Source organism: Halovulum dunhuangense (genome assembly GCF_013093415.1).
GTDB lineage: Bacteria > Pseudomonadota > Alphaproteobacteria > Rhodobacterales > Rhodobacteraceae > Halovulum > Halovulum dunhuangense.
In genome coordinates this window covers 72,419-90,561 of sequence record NZ_JABFBC010000003.1, presented here as the reverse complement: position 1 = coordinate 90,561, position 18,143 = coordinate 72,419, and the positions used below count along the sequence as shown (strand labels likewise).

At 66.2% G+C, this 18,143-nt stretch carries 20 protein-coding genes; all 20 read right to left on the bottom strand.

Annotated features, from left to right (window positions below; all coding sequences use genetic code 11):
* Window position 1 precedes the first annotated feature (1 nt).
* Window positions 2-1,435: an NADH-quinone oxidoreductase subunit NuoN gene (gene nuoN / locus HMH01_RS15530; RefSeq protein WP_171326705.1), complete on the bottom strand. Its 1,434-nt coding sequence runs from the start codon at window positions 1,433-1,435 to the stop codon at window positions 2-4.
* 13 nt (window positions 1,436-1,448) lie between these two features.
* On the bottom strand, window positions 1,449-2,984 hold the full coding sequence (locus tag HMH01_RS15525; RefSeq protein ID WP_171326704.1) for an NADH-quinone oxidoreductase subunit M: 1,536 nt from the start codon (window positions 2,982-2,984) through the stop codon (window positions 1,449-1,451).
* A complete protein-coding gene (nuoL, locus tag HMH01_RS15520) occupies window positions 2,984-4,960 on the bottom strand; it encodes an NADH-quinone oxidoreductase subunit L (protein ID WP_171326703.1) in 1,977 nt (658 codons plus the stop codon). The genes HMH01_RS15525 and nuoL overlap by 1 nt, the downstream gene beginning before the upstream one ends.
* A gap of 4 nt (window positions 4,961-4,964) precedes the next feature.
* Window positions 4,965-5,270: an NADH-quinone oxidoreductase subunit NuoK gene (nuoK, locus tag HMH01_RS15515; protein ID WP_171326702.1), complete on the bottom strand. Its 306-nt coding sequence runs from the start codon at window positions 5,268-5,270 to the stop codon at window positions 4,965-4,967.
* Between the two features lie 52 nt (window positions 5,271-5,322).
* Window positions 5,323-5,739 carry a hypothetical protein gene (locus HMH01_RS15510; protein WP_171326701.1) on the bottom strand — a complete coding sequence of 139 codons (417 nt, stop codon included), beginning with the start codon at window positions 5,737-5,739 and terminating at the stop codon, window positions 5,323-5,325.
* Window positions 5,736-6,350: an NADH-quinone oxidoreductase subunit J gene (locus tag HMH01_RS15505; protein WP_171326819.1), complete on the bottom strand. Its 615-nt coding sequence runs from the start codon at window positions 6,348-6,350 to the stop codon at window positions 5,736-5,738. Before HMH01_RS15505 ends, HMH01_RS15510 begins: the two co-directional genes overlap by 4 nt.
* Before the next feature lie 69 nt (window positions 6,351-6,419).
* Entirely contained in the window at window positions 6,420-6,914 is a 495-nt protein-coding gene (nuoI, locus tag HMH01_RS15500) for an NADH-quinone oxidoreductase subunit NuoI (RefSeq protein WP_171326700.1), read from the bottom strand.
* Entirely contained in the window at window positions 6,911-7,426 is a 516-nt protein-coding gene (locus tag HMH01_RS15495) for a hypothetical protein (protein ID WP_171326699.1), read from the bottom strand. Before HMH01_RS15495 ends, nuoI begins: the two co-directional genes overlap by 4 nt.
* Entirely contained in the window at window positions 7,426-8,475 is a 1,050-nt protein-coding gene (gene nuoH, locus HMH01_RS15490; protein WP_171326698.1) for an NADH-quinone oxidoreductase subunit NuoH, read from the bottom strand. The genes HMH01_RS15495 and nuoH overlap by 1 nt, the downstream gene beginning before the upstream one ends.
* A 3-nt stretch (window positions 8,476-8,478) precedes the next feature.
* Window positions 8,479-10,488, bottom strand: a complete 2,010-nt coding sequence (nuoG, locus tag HMH01_RS15485; RefSeq protein WP_171326697.1) for an NADH-quinone oxidoreductase subunit NuoG — start codon at window positions 10,486-10,488, stop codon at window positions 8,479-8,481.
* 103 nt (window positions 10,489-10,591) lie between these two features.
* Window positions 10,592-11,008, bottom strand: coding sequence for a hypothetical protein (locus HMH01_RS15480; protein WP_171326696.1), 417 nt, complete (start codon window positions 11,006-11,008; stop codon window positions 10,592-10,594).
* A gap of 32 nt (window positions 11,009-11,040) precedes the next feature.
* On the bottom strand, window positions 11,041-12,336 hold the full coding sequence (gene nuoF, locus HMH01_RS15475; protein WP_171326695.1) for an NADH-quinone oxidoreductase subunit NuoF: 1,296 nt from the start codon (window positions 12,334-12,336) through the stop codon (window positions 11,041-11,043).
* 1 nt (window position 12,337) lies between these two features.
* A complete protein-coding gene (locus HMH01_RS15470; protein ID WP_343035354.1) occupies window positions 12,338-12,559 on the bottom strand; it encodes a DUF5337 domain-containing protein in 222 nt (73 codons plus the stop codon).
* A 124-nt stretch (window positions 12,560-12,683) separates the two neighbouring features.
* The gene (locus tag HMH01_RS15465) at window positions 12,684-13,217 is read right to left on the bottom strand and encodes an NADH:ubiquinone oxidoreductase (RefSeq protein ID WP_216366899.1); all 534 of its coding nucleotides are present in this window, start codon (window positions 13,215-13,217) and stop codon (window positions 12,684-12,686) included.
* A 47-nt stretch (window positions 13,218-13,264) separates the two neighbouring features.
* Window positions 13,265-14,224 carry an NADH-quinone oxidoreductase subunit NuoE gene (gene nuoE, locus HMH01_RS15460; RefSeq protein ID WP_171326694.1) on the bottom strand — a complete coding sequence of 320 codons (960 nt, stop codon included), beginning with the start codon at window positions 14,222-14,224 and terminating at the stop codon, window positions 13,265-13,267.
* Entirely contained in the window at window positions 14,224-15,435 is a 1,212-nt protein-coding gene (locus HMH01_RS15455; RefSeq protein WP_171326693.1) for an NADH-quinone oxidoreductase subunit D, read from the bottom strand. Before HMH01_RS15455 ends, nuoE begins: the two co-directional genes overlap by 1 nt.
* A gap of 1 nt (window position 15,436) precedes the next feature.
* Complete coding sequence (locus tag HMH01_RS15450) at window positions 15,437-16,309, bottom strand: sulfotransferase (RefSeq protein ID WP_171326692.1); 873 nt, start codon at window positions 16,307-16,309, stop codon at window positions 15,437-15,439.
* Window positions 16,310-16,927 (bottom strand): NADH-quinone oxidoreductase subunit C, encoded by a 618-nt coding sequence (locus HMH01_RS15445; RefSeq protein ID WP_171326691.1) that lies wholly within the window; start codon window positions 16,925-16,927, stop codon window positions 16,310-16,312.
* Window positions 16,928-16,936: 9 nt separating this feature from the next.
* Entirely contained in the window at window positions 16,937-17,470 is a 534-nt protein-coding gene (locus HMH01_RS15440; protein WP_171326690.1) for a NuoB/complex I 20 kDa subunit family protein, read from the bottom strand.
* Window positions 17,461-17,826 (bottom strand): NADH-quinone oxidoreductase subunit A, encoded by a 366-nt coding sequence (locus HMH01_RS15435; protein WP_171326689.1) that lies wholly within the window; start codon window positions 17,824-17,826, stop codon window positions 17,461-17,463. Before HMH01_RS15435 ends, HMH01_RS15440 begins: the two co-directional genes overlap by 10 nt.
* Window positions 17,827-18,143 lie beyond the last annotated feature (317 nt).

Here is an 18,143-nt window from a genome sequence, read left to right as displayed (position 1 = left end):
CTCAGTTCACCAGGGTCGCGGCGGCGACGGTCGCCAGCGCCTCGACCCCGAACAGGTTGATGACCCCCAGCACCATCGCGGCGCTGGACACGCCGAGCGCGGCCCAGTGCGTCAGCGGCATGGTGCCGTTCAGCACGTCCGCCGGCTCGCCGAAATACATCAGGTAGATGATGCGCAGGTAGTAGAAGGCGCCGATCACCGAGGCGATCACCCCCCCCACCGCCAGCCAGACGAGCCCGGCATCCACCGCGGCCGTGAGAACGAAGAACTTGCCCCAGAAGCCCACCAGCGGCGGCAGGCCCGCAAGCGAGAACATCAGGATCGCAAGGCACAGCGCGCGGCCCGGCTCGACCCGGCTGTAAAGCCCGAGCGCCGAGATATCCATGACGGCGGTGCCGTCGCGGCTCATGTTCAGGATGAAGGCGAAGACGCCCACATTCATCGTGACGTAGATGGCAAGGTAGACGAGCATCGCCTCGACCCCGGCGGCGGAACCGGAAGCCAGCCCCATCAGCACGAAGCCCATGTGCGAGATCGACGAATAGGCCATCAGGCGCTTGATGTTGCGCTGGCCGATCGCGGCCACGGCGCCCAGGAACATCGAGGCGACCGACAGGAAGGCCAGGATCTGCTGCCAGTCCGCGACCGCGCCGCCGAAGCCGTCATGCACCACGCGGGCGAACATCGCCGCCGCCGCCACCTTGGGCGCGGTGGCGAACAGGCCCGTGACCGGCGTGGGCGCGCCCTCGTAGACGTCGGGCGTCCACATGTGGAAGGGTGCAGCCGACACCTTGAAGGCGATGCCGGCGCAGAGGAAGGCAAGGCCAAAGAGCAGCCCCAGCGACAGGTCGCCCGCGGCGACCACCGCGGTGATCCCGTCGAAGCCCGTGGTCCCGGTGGTGCCATAGACCAGCGAGCAGCCATAGAGCAGCAGGCCCGAGGACAGCGCGCCGAGGACGAAATACTTGAGGCCCGCTTCCGTGGAGCGCAGGCTGTCGCGGCGGAACGAGGCGATGACGTACAGCGCCAGCGACTGCAACTCGAGGCCCATGTAGAGCACCATCAGGTCATGGGCCGAGACCATGACCATCATCCCCACGGTCGCCAGCGACACGAGCACGGGATATTCGAACTGCATCAGCTTGTGGCGCTGGAGATAGGCGTCCGACAGCATCAGCAGCGCCGCCGCCCCCCAGAGCAGCGTCACCTTGGCGAAGCGTGCGAAGCCGTCATTGACGAAGGATCCGTCGAAGGCCGCGCGCGCCCCTTCCGGGGAAAAGCCGATCCACAGGCCCAATGCGGCAAAGACGCCCGTGGTGGCCCACAGGATCGTGCGCGAACTGGCCAGATGGAAGGCACCCGCCATCAGCGCCGCCATGGCGTAGACGGCCAGCAGCACCTCGGGCAGGACGACATTCAGATCATTGGCGAACATGGGATGCGCCCTCTCAATTCTCGGCCAGCCGCGTCGGCGCGTCGGCCAGTGCAAGCTGGTAGTTGTCCAGAAGTGCCTCGACCGAGGGGCCGATCACGTCGAGCGCCAGGCTCGGATAGACGCCCAGGATCAGGGTCATGGCGATGAGCGGCGCGAAGAGCAGCTTTTCGCGGCGGTCCATGTCCTTGATCTGCTTCAGGCTCTCCTTGATCAGGTCGCCGAACACTACGCGCCGGTAAAGCCACAGCGCATAGGCCGCCGACAGGATCACGCCGGTGGTGGCGATCAGCGCGGCCCAGGTGTTGGCCTGGAAGGCGCCGGCAAGGGTCAGGAACTCGCCCACGAAGCCGGACGTGCCCGGAAGGCCCACATTGCCCATGGTGAAGAGCATGAAGATCAGCGCGAAGACCGGCATCCGCACGACAAGGCCGCCATAGGCGTCGATCTCGCGGGTGTGCATCCGGTCATAGATCACGCCGACCGACAGGAACAGCGCGCCCGAGATGAAGCCGTGGCTGAGCATCTGGAAGATCGCGCCATCCACGCCCTGCTGGTTCGCGGCGAAGATGCCCATGGTGACGAAGCCCATATGCGCGACCGAGGAATAGGCGATCAGCTTCTTGATGTCCTCCTGCATCATCGCGACAAGGCTCGTGTAGACGATGGCGATGACCGACAGGGTAAAGACGAAATCCGCCATCAGGTCGGACGCCACCGGGAACATCGGCAGCGAAAAGCGCAGGAAGCCGTAGCCGCCCATCTTCAGCAGGATCGCCGCCAGCACCACGGATCCGGCGGTCGGCGCCTGGACGTGGGCGTCGGGCAGCCAGGTATGCACCGGCCACATCGGCATCTTGACCGCGAAGCTGGCGAAGAAGGCCAGCCACAAGAGCGTCTGCATGCCGCCCAGGATCTGCCAGCCCAGCACGCTGATCGTGTCGGACGCGAAATCGTGGTTCAGCAGCCGAACGATGTCCGTGGTCTGCGCCTCCATGTACATGGCGATCATGGCGACCAGCATCAGAAGCGAGCCGAGCAGAGTGTAGAGGAAGAACTTGAAGCTGGCGTAGATGCGTTCCTTGCCGCCCCAGATCCCGATGATCAGGAACATCGGGATCAGCCCCGCCTCGAAGAAGAAGTAGAACAGGATCAGGTCCAGCGCGGTGAAGACGCCGATCATAAGCGTTTCCAGCATCAGGAAGGCGATCATGTATTCCTTGACCCGATGCTCGACATGCCACGAGGCGCCGATGACGATGGGCATGAGGAACGTGGTCAGCATCACGAACAGGACCGAGATGCCATCGACGCCCATCTTGTAGGTCAGGCCGCCCAGCCATTCCGTCTCCTCGACGAACTGGAAGCCCGGGTCGCTGGGGTCGAAGCCGGTCATGATCGGGATCGACAGCAGGAAGGTGGCGATCGTGGTGAACAGCGCCAGCCGCTTCGCGTTCAACTGCGCGGCCTTGTCCTCGCCGCGCAGGAACACCAGCAGGACCGCGGCCCCGATCAGCGGCAGGAAGGTGACAAGCGAGAGAATGTTGCCCATCAGTTGGCCCCTCCCAGCAGGACCCAGGTCAAGAGGGCGGCAAGCCCAAGGAACATGGCAAAGGCGTAGTGGAAAACGTAGCCCGACTGCGCCCGGCCCGCGAGCCGGGTGAAGAAGGGCACGATGCCCATGGCCAGCCCGTTGATGCCGCCGTCGATCGTTGCGCCGTCACCCTTCTTCCACAGGAAGCGCCCGAGGAACTTCGCGGGACGGACGAAGACGAAGTCGTAGAGCTCGTCGAAGTACCACTTGTTCAGCAGGAACTGGTAGAGGCCGGGATTGGCCGCCGCCAGCCGCCCGGGCAGGTCGGTGCGGGCGACGTAGAACAGGTAGGCCATGCCGAAGCCCGCCAGCATCGCGGCGAAGGGCGACAGTTTCACCCAGGTCGGCACATAGTGGTAGTCGTGCAGGACGTGGTTCTCCTCGCCCATGAAGATGGCGGGGCCGAAGAACTCTTCCGCGTGGTGGCCGACGAAGTTGCCGTAATACGCCATGCCCAGCAGCACCGAGCCCACGGCCAGCAGGATCAGCGGCCAGGTCATCACCTTGGGGCTTTCATGGGCATGGTCATGCGCATGATGGTCGCCCCGCGGCGTGCCGTAGAAGGTCATGAAGATCAGCCGCCAGGAATAGAAGCTGGTGAACAGCGCCGCGATCACCAGCATCCCGAAGGCATAGCTGGCATGGCCGGCATAGACGCCCTCGATGATGGCGTCCTTGGACACGAAGCCCGCGAAGCCGATGGGCAGCCCCACCATGTCGTAGCTGAGCGGGATGCCCACGCCGGTGATGGCCAGCGTGCCGATCATCATGGCGGCGAAGGTGATGGGCAGCTTGTGGCGCAGCCCGCCATAGTTGCGCATGTCCTGCTCGTGATGCATCGCGTGGATGACCGAGCCCGCGCCAAGGAACAGCATCGCCTTGAAGGCGGCGTGCGTGAACAGGTGGAACATCGCCGCCTGGTAGAAGCCGACGCCGGCGGCGGCGAACATGTAGCCAAGCTGCGAACAGGTCGAATAGGCGATCACGCGCTTGATGTCGTTCTGCACCAGGCCCACGGTCGCGGCGAAGAAGGCGGTTGTCGCGCCCACCACCGTGACGATGGACAGGGCCACCGGGGCATACTCCATCACCGGCGACATGCGGCAGACGAGGAACACGCCCGCGGTCACCATGGTCGCGGCGTGGATCAGCGCCGACACCGGCGTCGGCCCCTCCATCGCGTCGGGCAGCCAGGTGTGCAGGAACAGCTGCGCCGACTTGCCCATCGCGCCGATGAACAGCAGCACCGCGATCAGTTCGGCCGCGTTGAACTGCATCCCGATGAAGCCGATGGTCTGCGTGGCAAGCTCGGGGGCCGCGTTGAAGATGTCGTCGAAGCGGATCGAGTCGACCAGGAAGAACACCGCGAAGATGCCGAGCAGGAAGCCGAAATCACCCACGCGGTTGACGATGAAGGCCTTCATCGCCGCCGAGTTGGCCGACGGCTTGCGGTAGTAGAAGCCGATCAGCAGGTAGGAGGCGACGCCCACCCCCTCCCAGCCGAAGAACAGCTGGAGCAGGTTGTCGGCCGTGACCAGCATCAGCATCGCGAAGGTGAAGAACGACAGGTAGGCGAAGAAGCGCGGCTTGTAGCTTTCGCCATGCTTCCAGTTGTCGTCATGGGCCATGTAGCCGAAACTGTAGACGTGCACGAGCGCCGAGACGGTGGTCACAACCACCAGCATCACGGCCGTGAGCGTGTCGAGCCGGATGCCCCAGCTGACGCTGAGCGCGCCGGACTCGATCCAGCGGAACAGGTCGTAGCTGGTCGTCTCGTCCCCGTGATGGGTCAGGAAGGTGATCCAGCTCAGGAACGCGGCCAGCACCAGGAGCGCGGTCGCGGTCAGGGTCGCGGCGCGTTCGCCGATGAAGCGGTGTCCGAAACCGCAGATCAGCGCACCGATCAGCGGGGCGAAAAGGATGATCGTTGGCATGCGTTCAGCCTTTCATCACGTTGACGTCCTCGACCCGGATCGAGCCGCGGTTGCGGAAGAAACAGACGAGGATGGCAAGCCCGATCGCGGCCTCGGCCGCGGCGACGGTCAGCACGAACAGCGTGAACACCTGCCCCGCCAGATCGTTCAGGAAGGACGAGAAGGCGACGAAGTTGATGTTCACCGCAAGCAGCATCAACTCGATCGACATCAGGATGACGATCACGTTCTTGCGGTTGAGAAAGATCCCGAAGATGCCGGTCACGAACAGGATCGCGGCCACGGTCAGGTAATGCGAAAGTCCGATCATGCGCGTGTCCCTCGGCTCGGTCTGCTCTTTTCGTTACGCAAGGTCATTCTCCTCACAGCGCGCAGGCGTGGCGCGCCAGGTCGTATTCCACGGTGCCGGGTTCCAGCCGGCGCGGGGCGGTCTGGGCGACCGAGGACACCGACAGGCTGATCTGGCCCAGGCGCGCGGCCTCTCCCAGCCAGCGATAGGTGCCGGCCTCGCAGTCATAGGCGCGGCTCAGGAAGCTGCGCCCCTCGGGGGTCTGGCGGACCCAGATCGCATCGGCCCAGGGCCGGCCGCCCTCCTTGTGGGCGGAGTAGAGCGTGATGCGCGACGGCGGGTCCTGCGTGGCTGCCACCACGCGGTTCGGGTCGCCCGCAAAGGTGCGGATCCCGTCATGGATGCGCACCGGCAGGCCCTGCGCCATGGCCATGGACAGGCCCAGCGTCAGCAGGATCGCCGCCGGCAGGATCAGGCCCGCACCGCTCATATGCCCTGCCCCGGCTTCACGTCCTTCATCTCGATCGCGGTATTGGGGTCGCGGTACATCTGCGCCAGCACGTCCTGGCGCTTGACGTCCTCGCGGTGGCGCAGGGTCAGGACGATGGCGCCGACCATGGCCACGAACAGCACCAGCCCCGCCGCCTGGAACAGGAAGACGTACCTGGTGTAGATCAGCTGCCCCAGCGCCACGGTGTTCTGCGTCTGCTCGATCGGCGGGGTCAGGGCGTCACGCTGGGACTGCGCAAGTTCCGTCACCTCCCATGCGCCAAAGGCGAAGCCCAGCTGCAACAGGATCACCAGGCCGATCAGCATGCCGATGGGGGTGTAGCGCGAAAGTTCCCCGCGCAACTCGGCGAAATCCACGTCGAGCATCATCACCACGAACAGGAACAGCACCGCGACCGCGCCCACATAGACGATGACCAGCAGCATCGCCACGAACTCTGCCCCCAGCAGGACGAACAGCCCCGCCGAGGAGAAGAAGGCCAGGATCAGCCACAGCACCGAATGGACCGGGTTGCGCGACAGCACGACCAGCGCGCCCGAGACGACCGTGGTGATCCCGAACAGGTAGAATGCGAAGGCGGCAAAGCCCATCTCTCTCGTCCCTCTGTCGTGGCGCATCGCCCCCTTGCGGGGCTGCGCCGTTCGTCTTTTGCCCGCGGCTTACCGGTAAGGCGCGTCCATCTCAAGGTTGCGGGCGATCTCGGCTTCCCAGCGGTCGCCATTGGCCAGCAGCTTGGCCTTGTCGTAGAACAGTTCCTCGCGGGTCTCTGTCGAGAACTCGAAATTCGGCCCCTCGACGATGGCATCGACCGGGCAGGCCTCCTGGCAGAAGCCGCAATAGATGCATTTCGTCATGTCGATGTCGTAGCGCGTGGTCCGGCGGCTGCCATCCTCGCGCGGCTCGGCGTCGATGGTGATGGCCTGCGCCGGGCAGATCGCCTCGCACAGCTTGCAGGCGATGCAGCGTTCCTCGCCGTTGGGATAGCGGCGCAGCGCATGCTCGCCACGGAAACGGGGGGAAAGCGGGCCCTTTTCGTGCGGGTAGTTCAGCGTCGCCTTGGGTCGGAAGAAGTATTTCAGCCCAAGCGCGAAGCCCTTCACGAAATCCTGCAACAGGAAATAGCGGGTCGCGCGGGTCCAGTCGATCGCGGTCATCGGGTCTTCTCCTCAAAGGCTGCGAGCAGCGCGTCCGCGCGTTCGCGCGGTCCGGTCTCGCCCGCCACATACCATTGGTTCGATTCCAGAAGGAAGCGCAGCGACTGCGCCACCTGCGACAGGCACAGCATCTCCTCGGCATCGAGACAGGCCTCGCCGTAGAGCATCATGAACGGGCCGGAGGCAAAGGCGTCCATCGGTTGGGCGTCCACCGCATAGGTCGCCGCCCGTTCGGTCATCGCCTTCCATTCGGCGGTCGGCACCTGCTCGCGCGCGCGGTCCAGCACGGTGAACAGCTGCGCGCCCAGGACCGTCGCCCCGGCGCTGGCCGACACCGCCACCGGCGGCTTGCGCGGCGCATCGCCCACGGCATCCATGATCGCCTCGAAGGCGCAGGCGTAATCCTCCTGCGCGATGCAGGCGTCCATCGCCGCGCGATAGGACCCCGCATCCTGCCCGAAGGCAGGAGCGGCAAGCAGCAGGGCCGCCAGATATGCGGGAACGCGGCCCATCAGCCCCCCGTTACCCAGCGGGCGTAGCCGGGCACGTCCATCATGGCGAGCCCCGCCACGATCACCACCCAGGCCAGCGACATCGGCAGGAACACCTTCCAGCCGATCCGCATCAGCTGGTCGTAGCGGTAGCGCGGGACGATCGCCTTCACCATGGCGAAGAGGAAGAAGAAGAAGCCCATCTTCAGCACCATCCAGTGCAGCCCGTCGCCCAGGATCGGCCAGTCGGCAGCGCCCGGAATGGGCGAGAGCCAGCCACCGAAGAACAGGATGGTGATGAGCGCGCACATCAGCACCACGGCCATCAGCTCGCCGATCATGAACAGCAGGAACGGCGTCGAGGAATATTCGACCTGGTAGCCCGCGACGAGTTCCGCCTCGGCCTCGGGCAGGTCGAAGGGCGGGCGGTTGGTTTCCGCCAGGGCCGAGACGAAGAACAGCACCACCATCGGCAGGTGCGGCAGCCAGTACCAGGACAGGAAGCCGTAGCCCCCCGCCTGCGCCGCCACGATGGCCGACAGGTTCAGCGAGCCCGTCGAGATCAGCACGCCCACGATGATGAAGCCGATCGACACCTCGTAGGAGATCATCTGCGCGGCCGACCGGAGGCTGCCCAGGAACGGGTATTTCGAGTTCGACGCCCAGCCGCCCATGATCACGCCATACACTTCCAGCGAGGAGATGGCGAAGATGTAGAGGATGCCCACGTTCAGGTCGGCGACCACCCAGCCCTCGTTGAAGGGGATCACCGCCCAGGCGATCACGGCCAGCACGAAGGTGATGAGGGGGGCAAGGAAGAACACCGGCTTGTCGGCGCCCGCGGGCACCACGACTTCCTTGACGATGTATTTCAGGAAGTCCGCGAAGGATTGCAGCAGGCCGAAGGCGCCCACCACGTTCGGGCCCTTGCGCATCTGCACCGCCGCCCAGACCTTGCGGTCGGCATACATCAGGAAGGCAAGCGCCACCAGCACGCTGACGGTGACCAGCAGGCACTGCGCCAGGATCACGAGAAAGATGCCGAAGGGCGTCTGGAAGAACTCGATCATGTCTTACTCCGCCGCCAGGGCCGTCGCGCGCTGCGCGGCAAGTTTGGAAAGCTCGGCCATCACGCCGGAGGCACGGGCAATCGGGTTCGTCAGGTAGTGGTCGACCGGGGCGTTGCGGAACTCGCCCTGCCCCAGCGCAGCCTCGGGCAGCGCCTCGGCCTCGTTTTCGGCCACCTCGTCGATGCGGGCCAGGTGCGGGAGGGCTGCGAACATCTTCGCGCGCAGTTCTGAAAGGCTGTCGAAGGGCAGCGTCGCGCCCAGTTCCGCCGACAGCGCCCGGATGATCGCCCAGTTCTCCTTGGCCTGCCCCGGCGGGAAGCCGGCGCGGTTGGCCATCTGCGGCCGCCCCTCGAGGTTGACGAAGATGCCCGCCTCCTCGGTCCAGGCGGCGCCGGGCAGGATGACGTCGGCGCGGTGCGCGCCCCGGTCGCCATGGCTGCCCTGGTAGATCACGAAGGGCCCCGCGGGAATGTCGATCTCGTCCGCGCCAAGGTTGTAGATGGCCCCGGCCCCGTCCAGCGCGGCTGCAAGCCCGCCCTCGGTCGCGAAGCCCAGGTCCATCGCCCCCACGCGCGAGGCGGCGGTGTGCAGCACCAGATGCGCGCCGCCCGTCCGGGCGGCGATCTGCTGCACCGTGGCCAGCACGGCCGCGCCATCCTCGCAAGTGAGTGCTGCCTGCCCCACGACCACCAGCACCGGGCCGTCCTGGTCGCTGGCGGCGTCCAGCACCTTGGCCAGCGCCGCGCGGTCGGTGCCGACATGCGCGTAGTCATAGGTCAGGTCGACGCCCTCGCCCACCAGCGCCACGTCGGCCCCGGCCAGCCACGCCTTGCGGATGCGGGCGTTCAGCACCGGCGCCTCAAGGCGGGGATTGGTGCCGACCAGAAGGATGCGGCGGGCGCTGTCGATATCCTCGATGCGGGCGGTCCCGGCATAGGCGCCGCGATTGCCGATGGGCAGCTTGGCTTCGTCGGTGCGGCACTCGAGCTTGCCACCCGCGCCGCCGATCAGTTCACGCAGCGCAAAGATCGCCTCGGTCGCGGCCAGGTCGCCCGCGACGGCGGCGACGGTCTTGCCGTCGATCCCGTCCACGATGGCCCGGAACGCCTCGGCCCAGGTCGCAGGCACCAGCTTGCCGTCGCGGCGGACATAGGGCCGATCCAGCCGCTGGCGGCGCAGCCCGTCCCAGATGTAGCGCGAGCGGTCGGCCAGCCATTCCTCGTTGGTGCCGTCGTGGTTGCGCGGCAGGATGCGCATGACTTCGCGGCCCTTGGTGTCCACGCGGATCGAGGAGCCCAAAGCGTCCATCACGTCGATGCTTTCGGTCTTCTTCAGCTCCCACGGCCGGGCGGTGAAGGCGTAGGGCTTCGAGGTCAGCGCCCCCACCGGGCACAGGTCCACCACGTTGCCCTGAAGTTCTGACGTCAGCATCTGGCCCAGGTAGCTGGTGATTTCCGAATCCTCGCCGCGGCCGGTCTGGCCCATCTCGGGCACGCCGGCCACTTCGGTGATGAAGCGCACGCAGCGGGTGCAGCTGATGCAGCGGGTCATCTTGGTGCCGACCAGCGGGCCCAGATCGGGGTCGATCGCGGCGCGCTTGGGTTCGCGGTAGCGCGAGAAATCGACGCCGTAAGCCATGGCCTGGTCCTGAAGATCGCACTCTCCGCCCTGGTCGCAGATCGGGCAGTCGAGCGGATGGTTGATGAGCAGGAACTCCATCACCCCTTCGCGGGCCTTCTTGACCATCGGGCTTTTCGTCTTGATTTCCGGCGGCTCGCCGTTGCGGCCGGGGCGCAGGTCCTTGACCTGCATCGCGCAGGAGGCGGCGGGCTTGGGCGGGCCGCCCACTACCTCTACCAGGCACATCCGGCAGTTCCCGGCGATCGAAAGCCGCTCGTGATAGCAGAAGCGCGGAATCTCCACCCCGGCCTGCTCGCAGGCCTGAAGAAGGGTCAGGCGGGGATCCACCGCGACCTCGGTTCCATCGACGATGATCGTGCGCAGGTCGGTCATGTCCTCACTCCGCTGGCGCGGCCCGGCCGCGCTTGTCCCAAAATTCCAGGCCCGGTTCGCCGGGCCCCTGTGTTCCGCCCGGTCGCCCGGGCATCCATTCCGTTCATCCGCCCGCGCCGATCAGCCAGCCCGCGGGGCTTCCTTGCGCGACCTGGAGATCGCCGAAGGCACACAGCGCCGCGCGGTCGCTCAGGTCGAAGCCTTGGGCGGTGCCGCGCCAGGCGACTTCCGCACGGACCAGTTCGAACACCGACAGGTGGTCGGCATTGCTCATGCTCTCGGCCCGCCATGCGTCATAGGCCGCGTCGTTGCCGAAGGCGCCGGTCACGGCCTGTTCCAGCAACACATCGACCCGGGCGCGGTCCAGCACATGCGCGTCGCAGGCATAGGCGATGCGCGAGGCAAGCTCTGTCGTCACCGCCCATTCGAACAGCGGCAGCGGATAGCCCGCGGGCAGGCGCTGCGCATAGTCCTGCGCCCCGGCAAGAGAGCCGGTCGCCCCCGCCGCAAGCGCAAACATCGCGCCGCGCGATATGGCCCGCAGGCGGCGCATCACTCGGCGGCCACCGCGCTGACGCGGCCGGTGCGCTTGGCCTTGATGCGGTCCTCGATCTCGCCCCGGAAATGCCGGATCAGGCCCTGGATCGGCCAGGCCGCCGCGTCGCCAAGGGCGCAGATCGTGTGCCCCTCGACCTGCTTGGTCACGTCGAGCAGCATGTCGATTTCCTCGGGCTCCGCCTCGCCCGTCACCAGACGCTCCATCACCCGCATCATCCAGCCGGTGCCTTCGCGGCAGGGCGTGCACTGGCCGCAGGATTCGTGCTTGTAGAACTTCGACAGCCGCCAGATCGCCTTGATGATGTCGGTGGACTTGTCCATCACGATCACCGCCGCGGTCCCCAGGCCCGAGCGCTGCTCGCGCAGCCAGTCGAAATCCATGATCCCCTCGCGGATCACGTCGGCCGGCAGGCAGGGCACCGACGACCCGCCCGGGATCACCGCCTTGAGGTTGCCCCAGCCGCCGCGGATGCCGCCGCAATGGCGGTCGATCAGTTCCTCGAAGGAAATCGACATCTCTTCCTCGACCACGCAGGGGTGGTTCACATGGCCCGAGATGGCGAAGATCTTGGTGCCCGCGTTGTTCGGCCGGCCAAAGCCCGAGAACCAGTCCGCGCCGCGGCGCAGGATGGTCGGCACCACCGCGATGCTTTCGACGTTGTTCACCGTGGTCGGGCAGCCGTAAAGCCCCACGCCCGCCGGGAAGGGCGGCTTCAGCCGCGGCATGCCCTTGCGCCCCTCGAGGCTTTCCAGCAGCGCGGTTTCCTCGCCACAGATATAGGCCCCCGCGCCGTGGTGCAGGTAGAGATCGAAGTCCCAGCCGGACCTGGCGGCGTTCTTGCCCAGAAGGCCCGCGTCATAGCATTCGTCGATCGCGGCCTGAAGCGCCTCGCGCTCGCGGATGTATTCGCCGCGGATGTAGATGTAGCAGGCATGCGCGCCCATGGCGAAGCTGGCGATCAGGCAGCCCTCGATCAGCGTGTGCGGATCGTGGCGCATGATTTCGCGGTCCTTGCAGGTGCCGGGCTCGGACTCGTCGGCGTTCACCACCAGATAGCAGGGGCGGCCGTCGCTTTCCTTGGGCATGAAGGACCACTTGAGGCCCGTGGGGAAACCCGCCCCACCCCGGCCGCGCAGGCCCGACGCCTTGACCTTTTCGACGATCGCCTCGCGCCCCTGCTGGAGGATCTGCGCCGTGCCGTCCCAGTGGCCGCGCGCCATCGCCCCCTTGAGCGAGCGGTCGTGCCGGCCGTAGAGATTGGTGAAGATCCTGTCCTTGTCGTCGAGCATCTCAGACTCCGTCGTTCTGGCTGGCGCGCCAGGCCTTGAAAAGCACCAGCAGCGCAAAGACAAGCGCCGCGATGCAGGCAAGATCGAGAAGGAACACGAAACGCGCCGGCAGGCCCAGCTGGCCGCCGAGAAATTGCAGGACCATCCACGCCACGAAGGCGCCGATGGTCACGATCAGGCCAAGACGGACCTGCCGCCGGACCATTTCCTGCTGCTGTGACACTGCGTCGTCTCTCTGGTTCCGGGCGCGCCGGACTGTCCGCCGCGCCCTGTTCTCGTCTGTGGTCTTCCGGGTGCGGCTGGTGCCGAAGCCCGGTCTCATGCCCCGCGCCCGAAGGCGCGCGGCGTCACTTCTGCATCAGGTCGCGCGCCTGCGCCACCCATTCATCCCGGCTGACGCGGCCCTTGAACCCCTCGAGGTTCTCGTCCACCCAGGCCACCTCGGCCTCGGTCCAGGCGGCGATCTGCTCGAAATGGAAATAGCCCATGTCGTGCAGCAGCGCCTCGAGCTTGGGCCCCACGCCCTTGATCAGTTTCAGGTCGTCCGCGGCACCACCGCGCGGCGCCGACAGGCCCGCCGGGCGGCCATCGGCGGCGGCGACCGGCGCGGACGCTGCCGGGGCCGGGGCCGGGCTCGGGGCCGGGGCTGCCTTCGGCGCGGCCGCGGCCGTGTTCGGCGGGCTCAGCGGTTCGGTCATGGTCCTGGCCAGGATCAGCCCGACCACCCCGGCGATTATCGCGGCAAGGAAGATCGCCCCGCTCGGGCCGATATCGGCGAAGAACAGAAGCAGGACGGTAACGACGACGCCCAGCAGCCCCGCGATCCCCCAGACGGTCGCGAGGTTGGCAATCTTGCGGTCAATTGAAGTCTGCGTGCCCATGTCGGACATCTCCTTCGTTCAGTCCCGCCGCGGCGGGGTCCCTGTTGTCAGGCTCCGGACCCCTGCTCCACAAGGGACCGCGCCTGTTCCACCCAATTATCACGAGTGACGCGGCCCTTGAACCCTTCGAGGTTGTCGTCGACCCAGGCGATCTCGGCCCCGGTCCAGGCCGCGATCTGGTCGAAATGATAGTATCCCATGCCGTGCAGCATCTCGGCCAGCTTGGGCCCGATGCCCTTGATCCGGGTCAGGTCGTCGGCCGCCCCGCCCCGCGGCGCATCGAGCGCCGCCGGACGCGCGCCGGACAGGGGTTGCGCCGCCGCGTCCACCGGCTGCTCGTCGCCGGTGATGCGCTTGACGGTGTCGCCCCAATGCGCGGCCAGCGCGACCGAGGCATTCGCCGCCTCGCCGGTGAACTCCTTGAGCGTGGTGGCGCCCCCCAGCGGCTCCGAGGCGAAGCGGCCGTTCTGCGGACCGGGCGCCGGCACCTCGCCGCGCGCCAGCGCGTCGAGAAGCGCGCCGAACTTCTCGGCGGTCAGATCCTCGTAGTAATCCTTGCCGATCTGGGCCATCGGCGCGTTGGCGCAGGCGCCCAGGCATTCCACCTCTTCCCAGGAAAAGCGGCCGTCATCCGACAGCTGGTGCGCCTTGGGGGCGATCTTTTCCTTGCAGACGGCGATCAGATCCTCGGCCCCGCAGATCATGCAGGACGTGGTGCCGCAGACCTGCACATGGGCCAGGCTGCCCACGGGCTGCAACTGGAACATGAAATAGAAGCTCGCCACCTCGAACACCCGGATGGGCGCCATGTCGAGCATCTTCGCCACCGTCTCGATGGCGGGTTTCGTGACCCAGCCCTCCTGCTCCTGCGCGCGCCACAGAAGCGGGATCACGGCGCTGGCCTGCCGCCCCTCGGGGTACTTGGCAATCTGCTTTTCCGCCCAGGCAAGGTTTGCCGGCGTGAAGGCGAAGCTGTCGGGCTGTTGGGGGTGAAGACGGCGCAGCATCAGCGGTCAACCTCTCCGAAAACGATGTCGAGCGAGCCGAGCACGGCGGACACGTCCGCCAGCTGGTGCCCGCGGCACAGATGGTCCATGGCGGCAAGATGCGCGTAGCCGGGCGCCCGCAGCTTGGCCTTGTAGGGCTTGTTGGTGCCGTCCGACACCAGGTAGACGCCGAATTCGCCCTTGGGCGCCTCGACCGCGGCATAGATCTCGCCCTCGGGGACGCGGAAGCCTTCGGTGTAAAGCTTGAAGTGATGGATCAGCGCCTCCATCGAGGTCTTCATGTCGGTGCGGGTCGGCGGCGCGAGCTTGCCGCGCGACAGCACTTCCTGCCCTTTCACTTCGTTCAGCTTTTCAATGGCCTGGCGCATGATCTTGAGGCTTTCGCGCATCTCGGCCATGCGGCACAGGTAACGGTCGTAGCAATCGCCGTTGTGGCCCACCGGGATCTGGAAGTCGAACTCGTCATAGCACTCGTAGGGCTGCGCGCGCCGCAGGTCCCAGGCCATGCCCGAGCCGCGCACCATCACGCCGGAAAAGCCCCAGTCCAGCGCCTCCTGCCGGCTGACCACGCCGATATCGACGTTGCGCTGCTTGAAGATGCGGTTCTCGGTCAAAAGCCCGTCGATGTCGTCGAGGATCTCGGGGAAGCTTTCGGTCCAGGCCCAGATGTCGTCCACCAGGTCCTGCGGCAGGTCCTGGTGCACGCCGCCGGGCCGGAAATAGGCCGCGTGCAGCCGCGCCCCGCAGGCCCGCTCGTAGAAGACCATCAGCTTCTCGCGCTCCTCGAAGCCCCAGAGCGGCGGCGTCAGCGCGCCCACGTCCATGGCCTGGGTGGTCACGTTCAAGAGGTGGTTCAGGATGCGGCCGATTTCCGAGTAGAGCACCCGGATCAGGCTGGCCCGCCGCGGCACCTCGGTCCCCGTCAGACGCTCTATCGCCAGGCACCAGGCATGTTCCTGGTTCATCGGGCTCACATAGTCGAGCCGGTCGAAATAGGGCAGGTTCTGAAGGTAGGTGCGGCTTTCCATCAGCTTCTCGGTGCCGCGATGCAGCAGGCCGATATGCGGGTCGCACCGCTCGACGATTTCGCCGTCAAGCTCAAGCACCATGCGAAGAACGCCATGCGCAGCAGGGTGTTGCGGGCCGAAGTTTATGTTGAAGTTCCGGATGCGCTGCTCTCCGGTCAGCACGTCGCCGCGGGATCCGTCCATCTCAGGCCTCCAGCATGTGGGCGCGCCAGCGATCCGGCAGGCACCCGTTGAAAAACTGCTCGCAGAAGGCGTACTGCCCGGCAAGCGCGCGGCTGGCCCGCCTGCGACGCTCGTCGTCGAGCGCGAGCGGCCGGCCGCGATGGGATATCTTCTCGAACTTGCCGGGCCAGTGCCGGATGCCGAGAAAATCGGTCAGGCGGTCGAGCGCCTTCTGGTCGAACATCTCTTCGAAGAACATGACGTGGATCCGCTCGCGCGGAACAGCCGCCAGAAGTTCGTTCAGGGTTCGCGCATAGTCGCTGCGCAGCTGCATCCCGGTCTTGTCGCCCCGGATGAAGGCGTCGAAGATGCGCCTGACCGTCGCCTCCACCTCGGCGTCGCTCGCCTCGCCGCTGCCCATCATGCGCGCCTGCGACCAGGCCCGCTCGACCGGGTCGCGCAGCACGAAGACGAAGCGCACATCCTCGCCCAGCCGCGCCATGCGCGCGAAGCCACCCCGGTCCAGGGTCGCATAGGCCGGGGTGATGTCGCCGATCAGCTTCTGGCCCTTCCAGCGGCGCCTGAGATAGGCGGCATAGGCGCGATCCTCGGGATCGGGCGTCACCTTGAGCCATTCCTCGATATCGGCAAGCTCGCGCCGCCGGTCGCGATGCTGGAAGAACCACGCCTTCGACAGCTTCGCGCGGATCCGCTCGGCCCGCTCCACGATATGCACCCGCCCATGCATCGGATCGCTCGCATCGACGGTGTTGAAGTAGTGCAGTTCCTTCACCGCGCGCAGATGGCAGTCGGGATGCCCGGCAAGATACTCGTAAAGCCAGGTCGTGCCCGCCTTTTGCGCGCCGATGCAGAAAAGGATGGTCGGGTCGGGCATTCAGCGCGCCTCCCCCTCCTTCTTCTTCTTCTCGTCGCCGGGAAGGATGTAGTCCGCCCCTTCCCACGGGCTCATGAAGTCGAACTGGCGGTATTCCTGCACCAGCTGGACCGGCTCGTAGACGACGCGCTTTTCCACCTCGTCGTAGCGCACCTCGACATAGCCGGTGGTCGGGAAGTCCTTGCGCAGCGGATGGCCGCGGAAGCCGTAGTCGGTCAGGATCCGGCGCAGGTCCGGATGGCCCGAGAACAGGATGCCGTACATGTCGAAGACCTCCCGCTCGAACCAGTTGGCCGAGGGGTGGATCGCGGTGATCGAGGGCACGATCTCGTCCTCGCGCACGGCCACCTTGACGCGGATGCGCTGGTTCTGGGTCATCGACAGGAAGTGGTAGACCACGTCGAAACGCTTGTCCCGCTCGGGGTAGTCCACCGCCGTGATGTCGATCAGCGTGGTGAACTGGCAGGCCCCGTCGGATTTCAGGAACTTCACGAAAGCCGGGATCGTGGCGGGGGTCACGGTGGCGACCAGTTCGCCACGCACGACTTCCACCTCGATGATCGCGTCCTCCTGACGGACCGAGATCATGCTGCCCAGTTCTGCCAGAGCGTCGGCCATGGGGCCTCCTTACCTTGCGATGGTGCCGGTGCGGCGGATCTTGCGCTGCAATTGCAGGATCCCGTAAAGCAACGCCTCGGCCGTCGGCGGACAGCCGGGAACGTAGATGTCGACCGGCACGATGCGGTCGCAGCCGCGCACCACCGAATAGCTGTAGTGATAATAGCCCCCGCCATTGGCGCAGGAGCCCATCGAGATGACGTAGCGCGGCTCGGGCATCTGGTCGTAGACCTTGCGCAGCGCCGGCGCCATCTTGTTCGTCAGCGTGCCCGCCACGATCATCAGGTCGGACTGGCGCGGGGACGCGCGCGGCGCGGTGCCGAAGCGTTCCAGGTCATAGCGCGGCATCGAGGTGTGCATCATCTCGACCGCGCAGCAGGCAAGCCCGAAGGTCATCCAGTGCAGCGAGCCGGTGCGCGCCCAGTTGATGATGTCCTCGGTCGAGGTCAGCAGGAACCCCTTGTCCTGCAACTCGTTCGACAGCGCCAGGGTCGCGGCTTCCTTGTCGGCCCCGGCCGTGTTCGGCGTGGTGCTCACTCCCATTCCAGCGCTCCCTTCTTCCATTCATAGGCGAAGCCCACGGTCAGCACGCCCAGGAACACGATCATCGACCAGAAGCCGAACAGCCCCTGGTACTGGAAGCTGGCCGCCCAGGGGAACAGGAAGGCCACCTCGAGATCGAAGATGATGAACAGGATCGACACCAGGTAGAAGCGCACGTCGAACTTCATGCGCGCATCGTCGAAGGCGTTGAACCCGCATTCATAGGCGCTGACCTTTTCGGGGTCCGGATTGCGCACAGCGACCAGCACGGCGCTGAGCATGAGGATCAGGCCAAGGGCGATGGCCAGTCCCAGGAATACCAGGATCGGCAGATACTCTCGAAGGAGGTCTTCCAAAATCATTCTCCTACGCGCGCGAAGATCGGGCGACACAGGGCCGCAAAGCCGCCGCTTTCGTAGACCCATGCCGGTGAGAGGTCAACCGAAGACGGTGTCGCGCGGCAGGGCCGCGAACCGGTTTTGCGCCCCGATCGCGAATGACGTGGCGTCGCCGTTTCCGATCGGAGACCGCGGCCGCCACGGCCCCCGCGCCATATCGCAAGGATCGCATATCTCTATCTGACTGTTCCGCACGGCTGCCGCAAGCGACTGTTTTCCTTGCAAAGTCCAGACGGACAGCCATCAAACGACCACAATATTCGGATTAAGCTTTC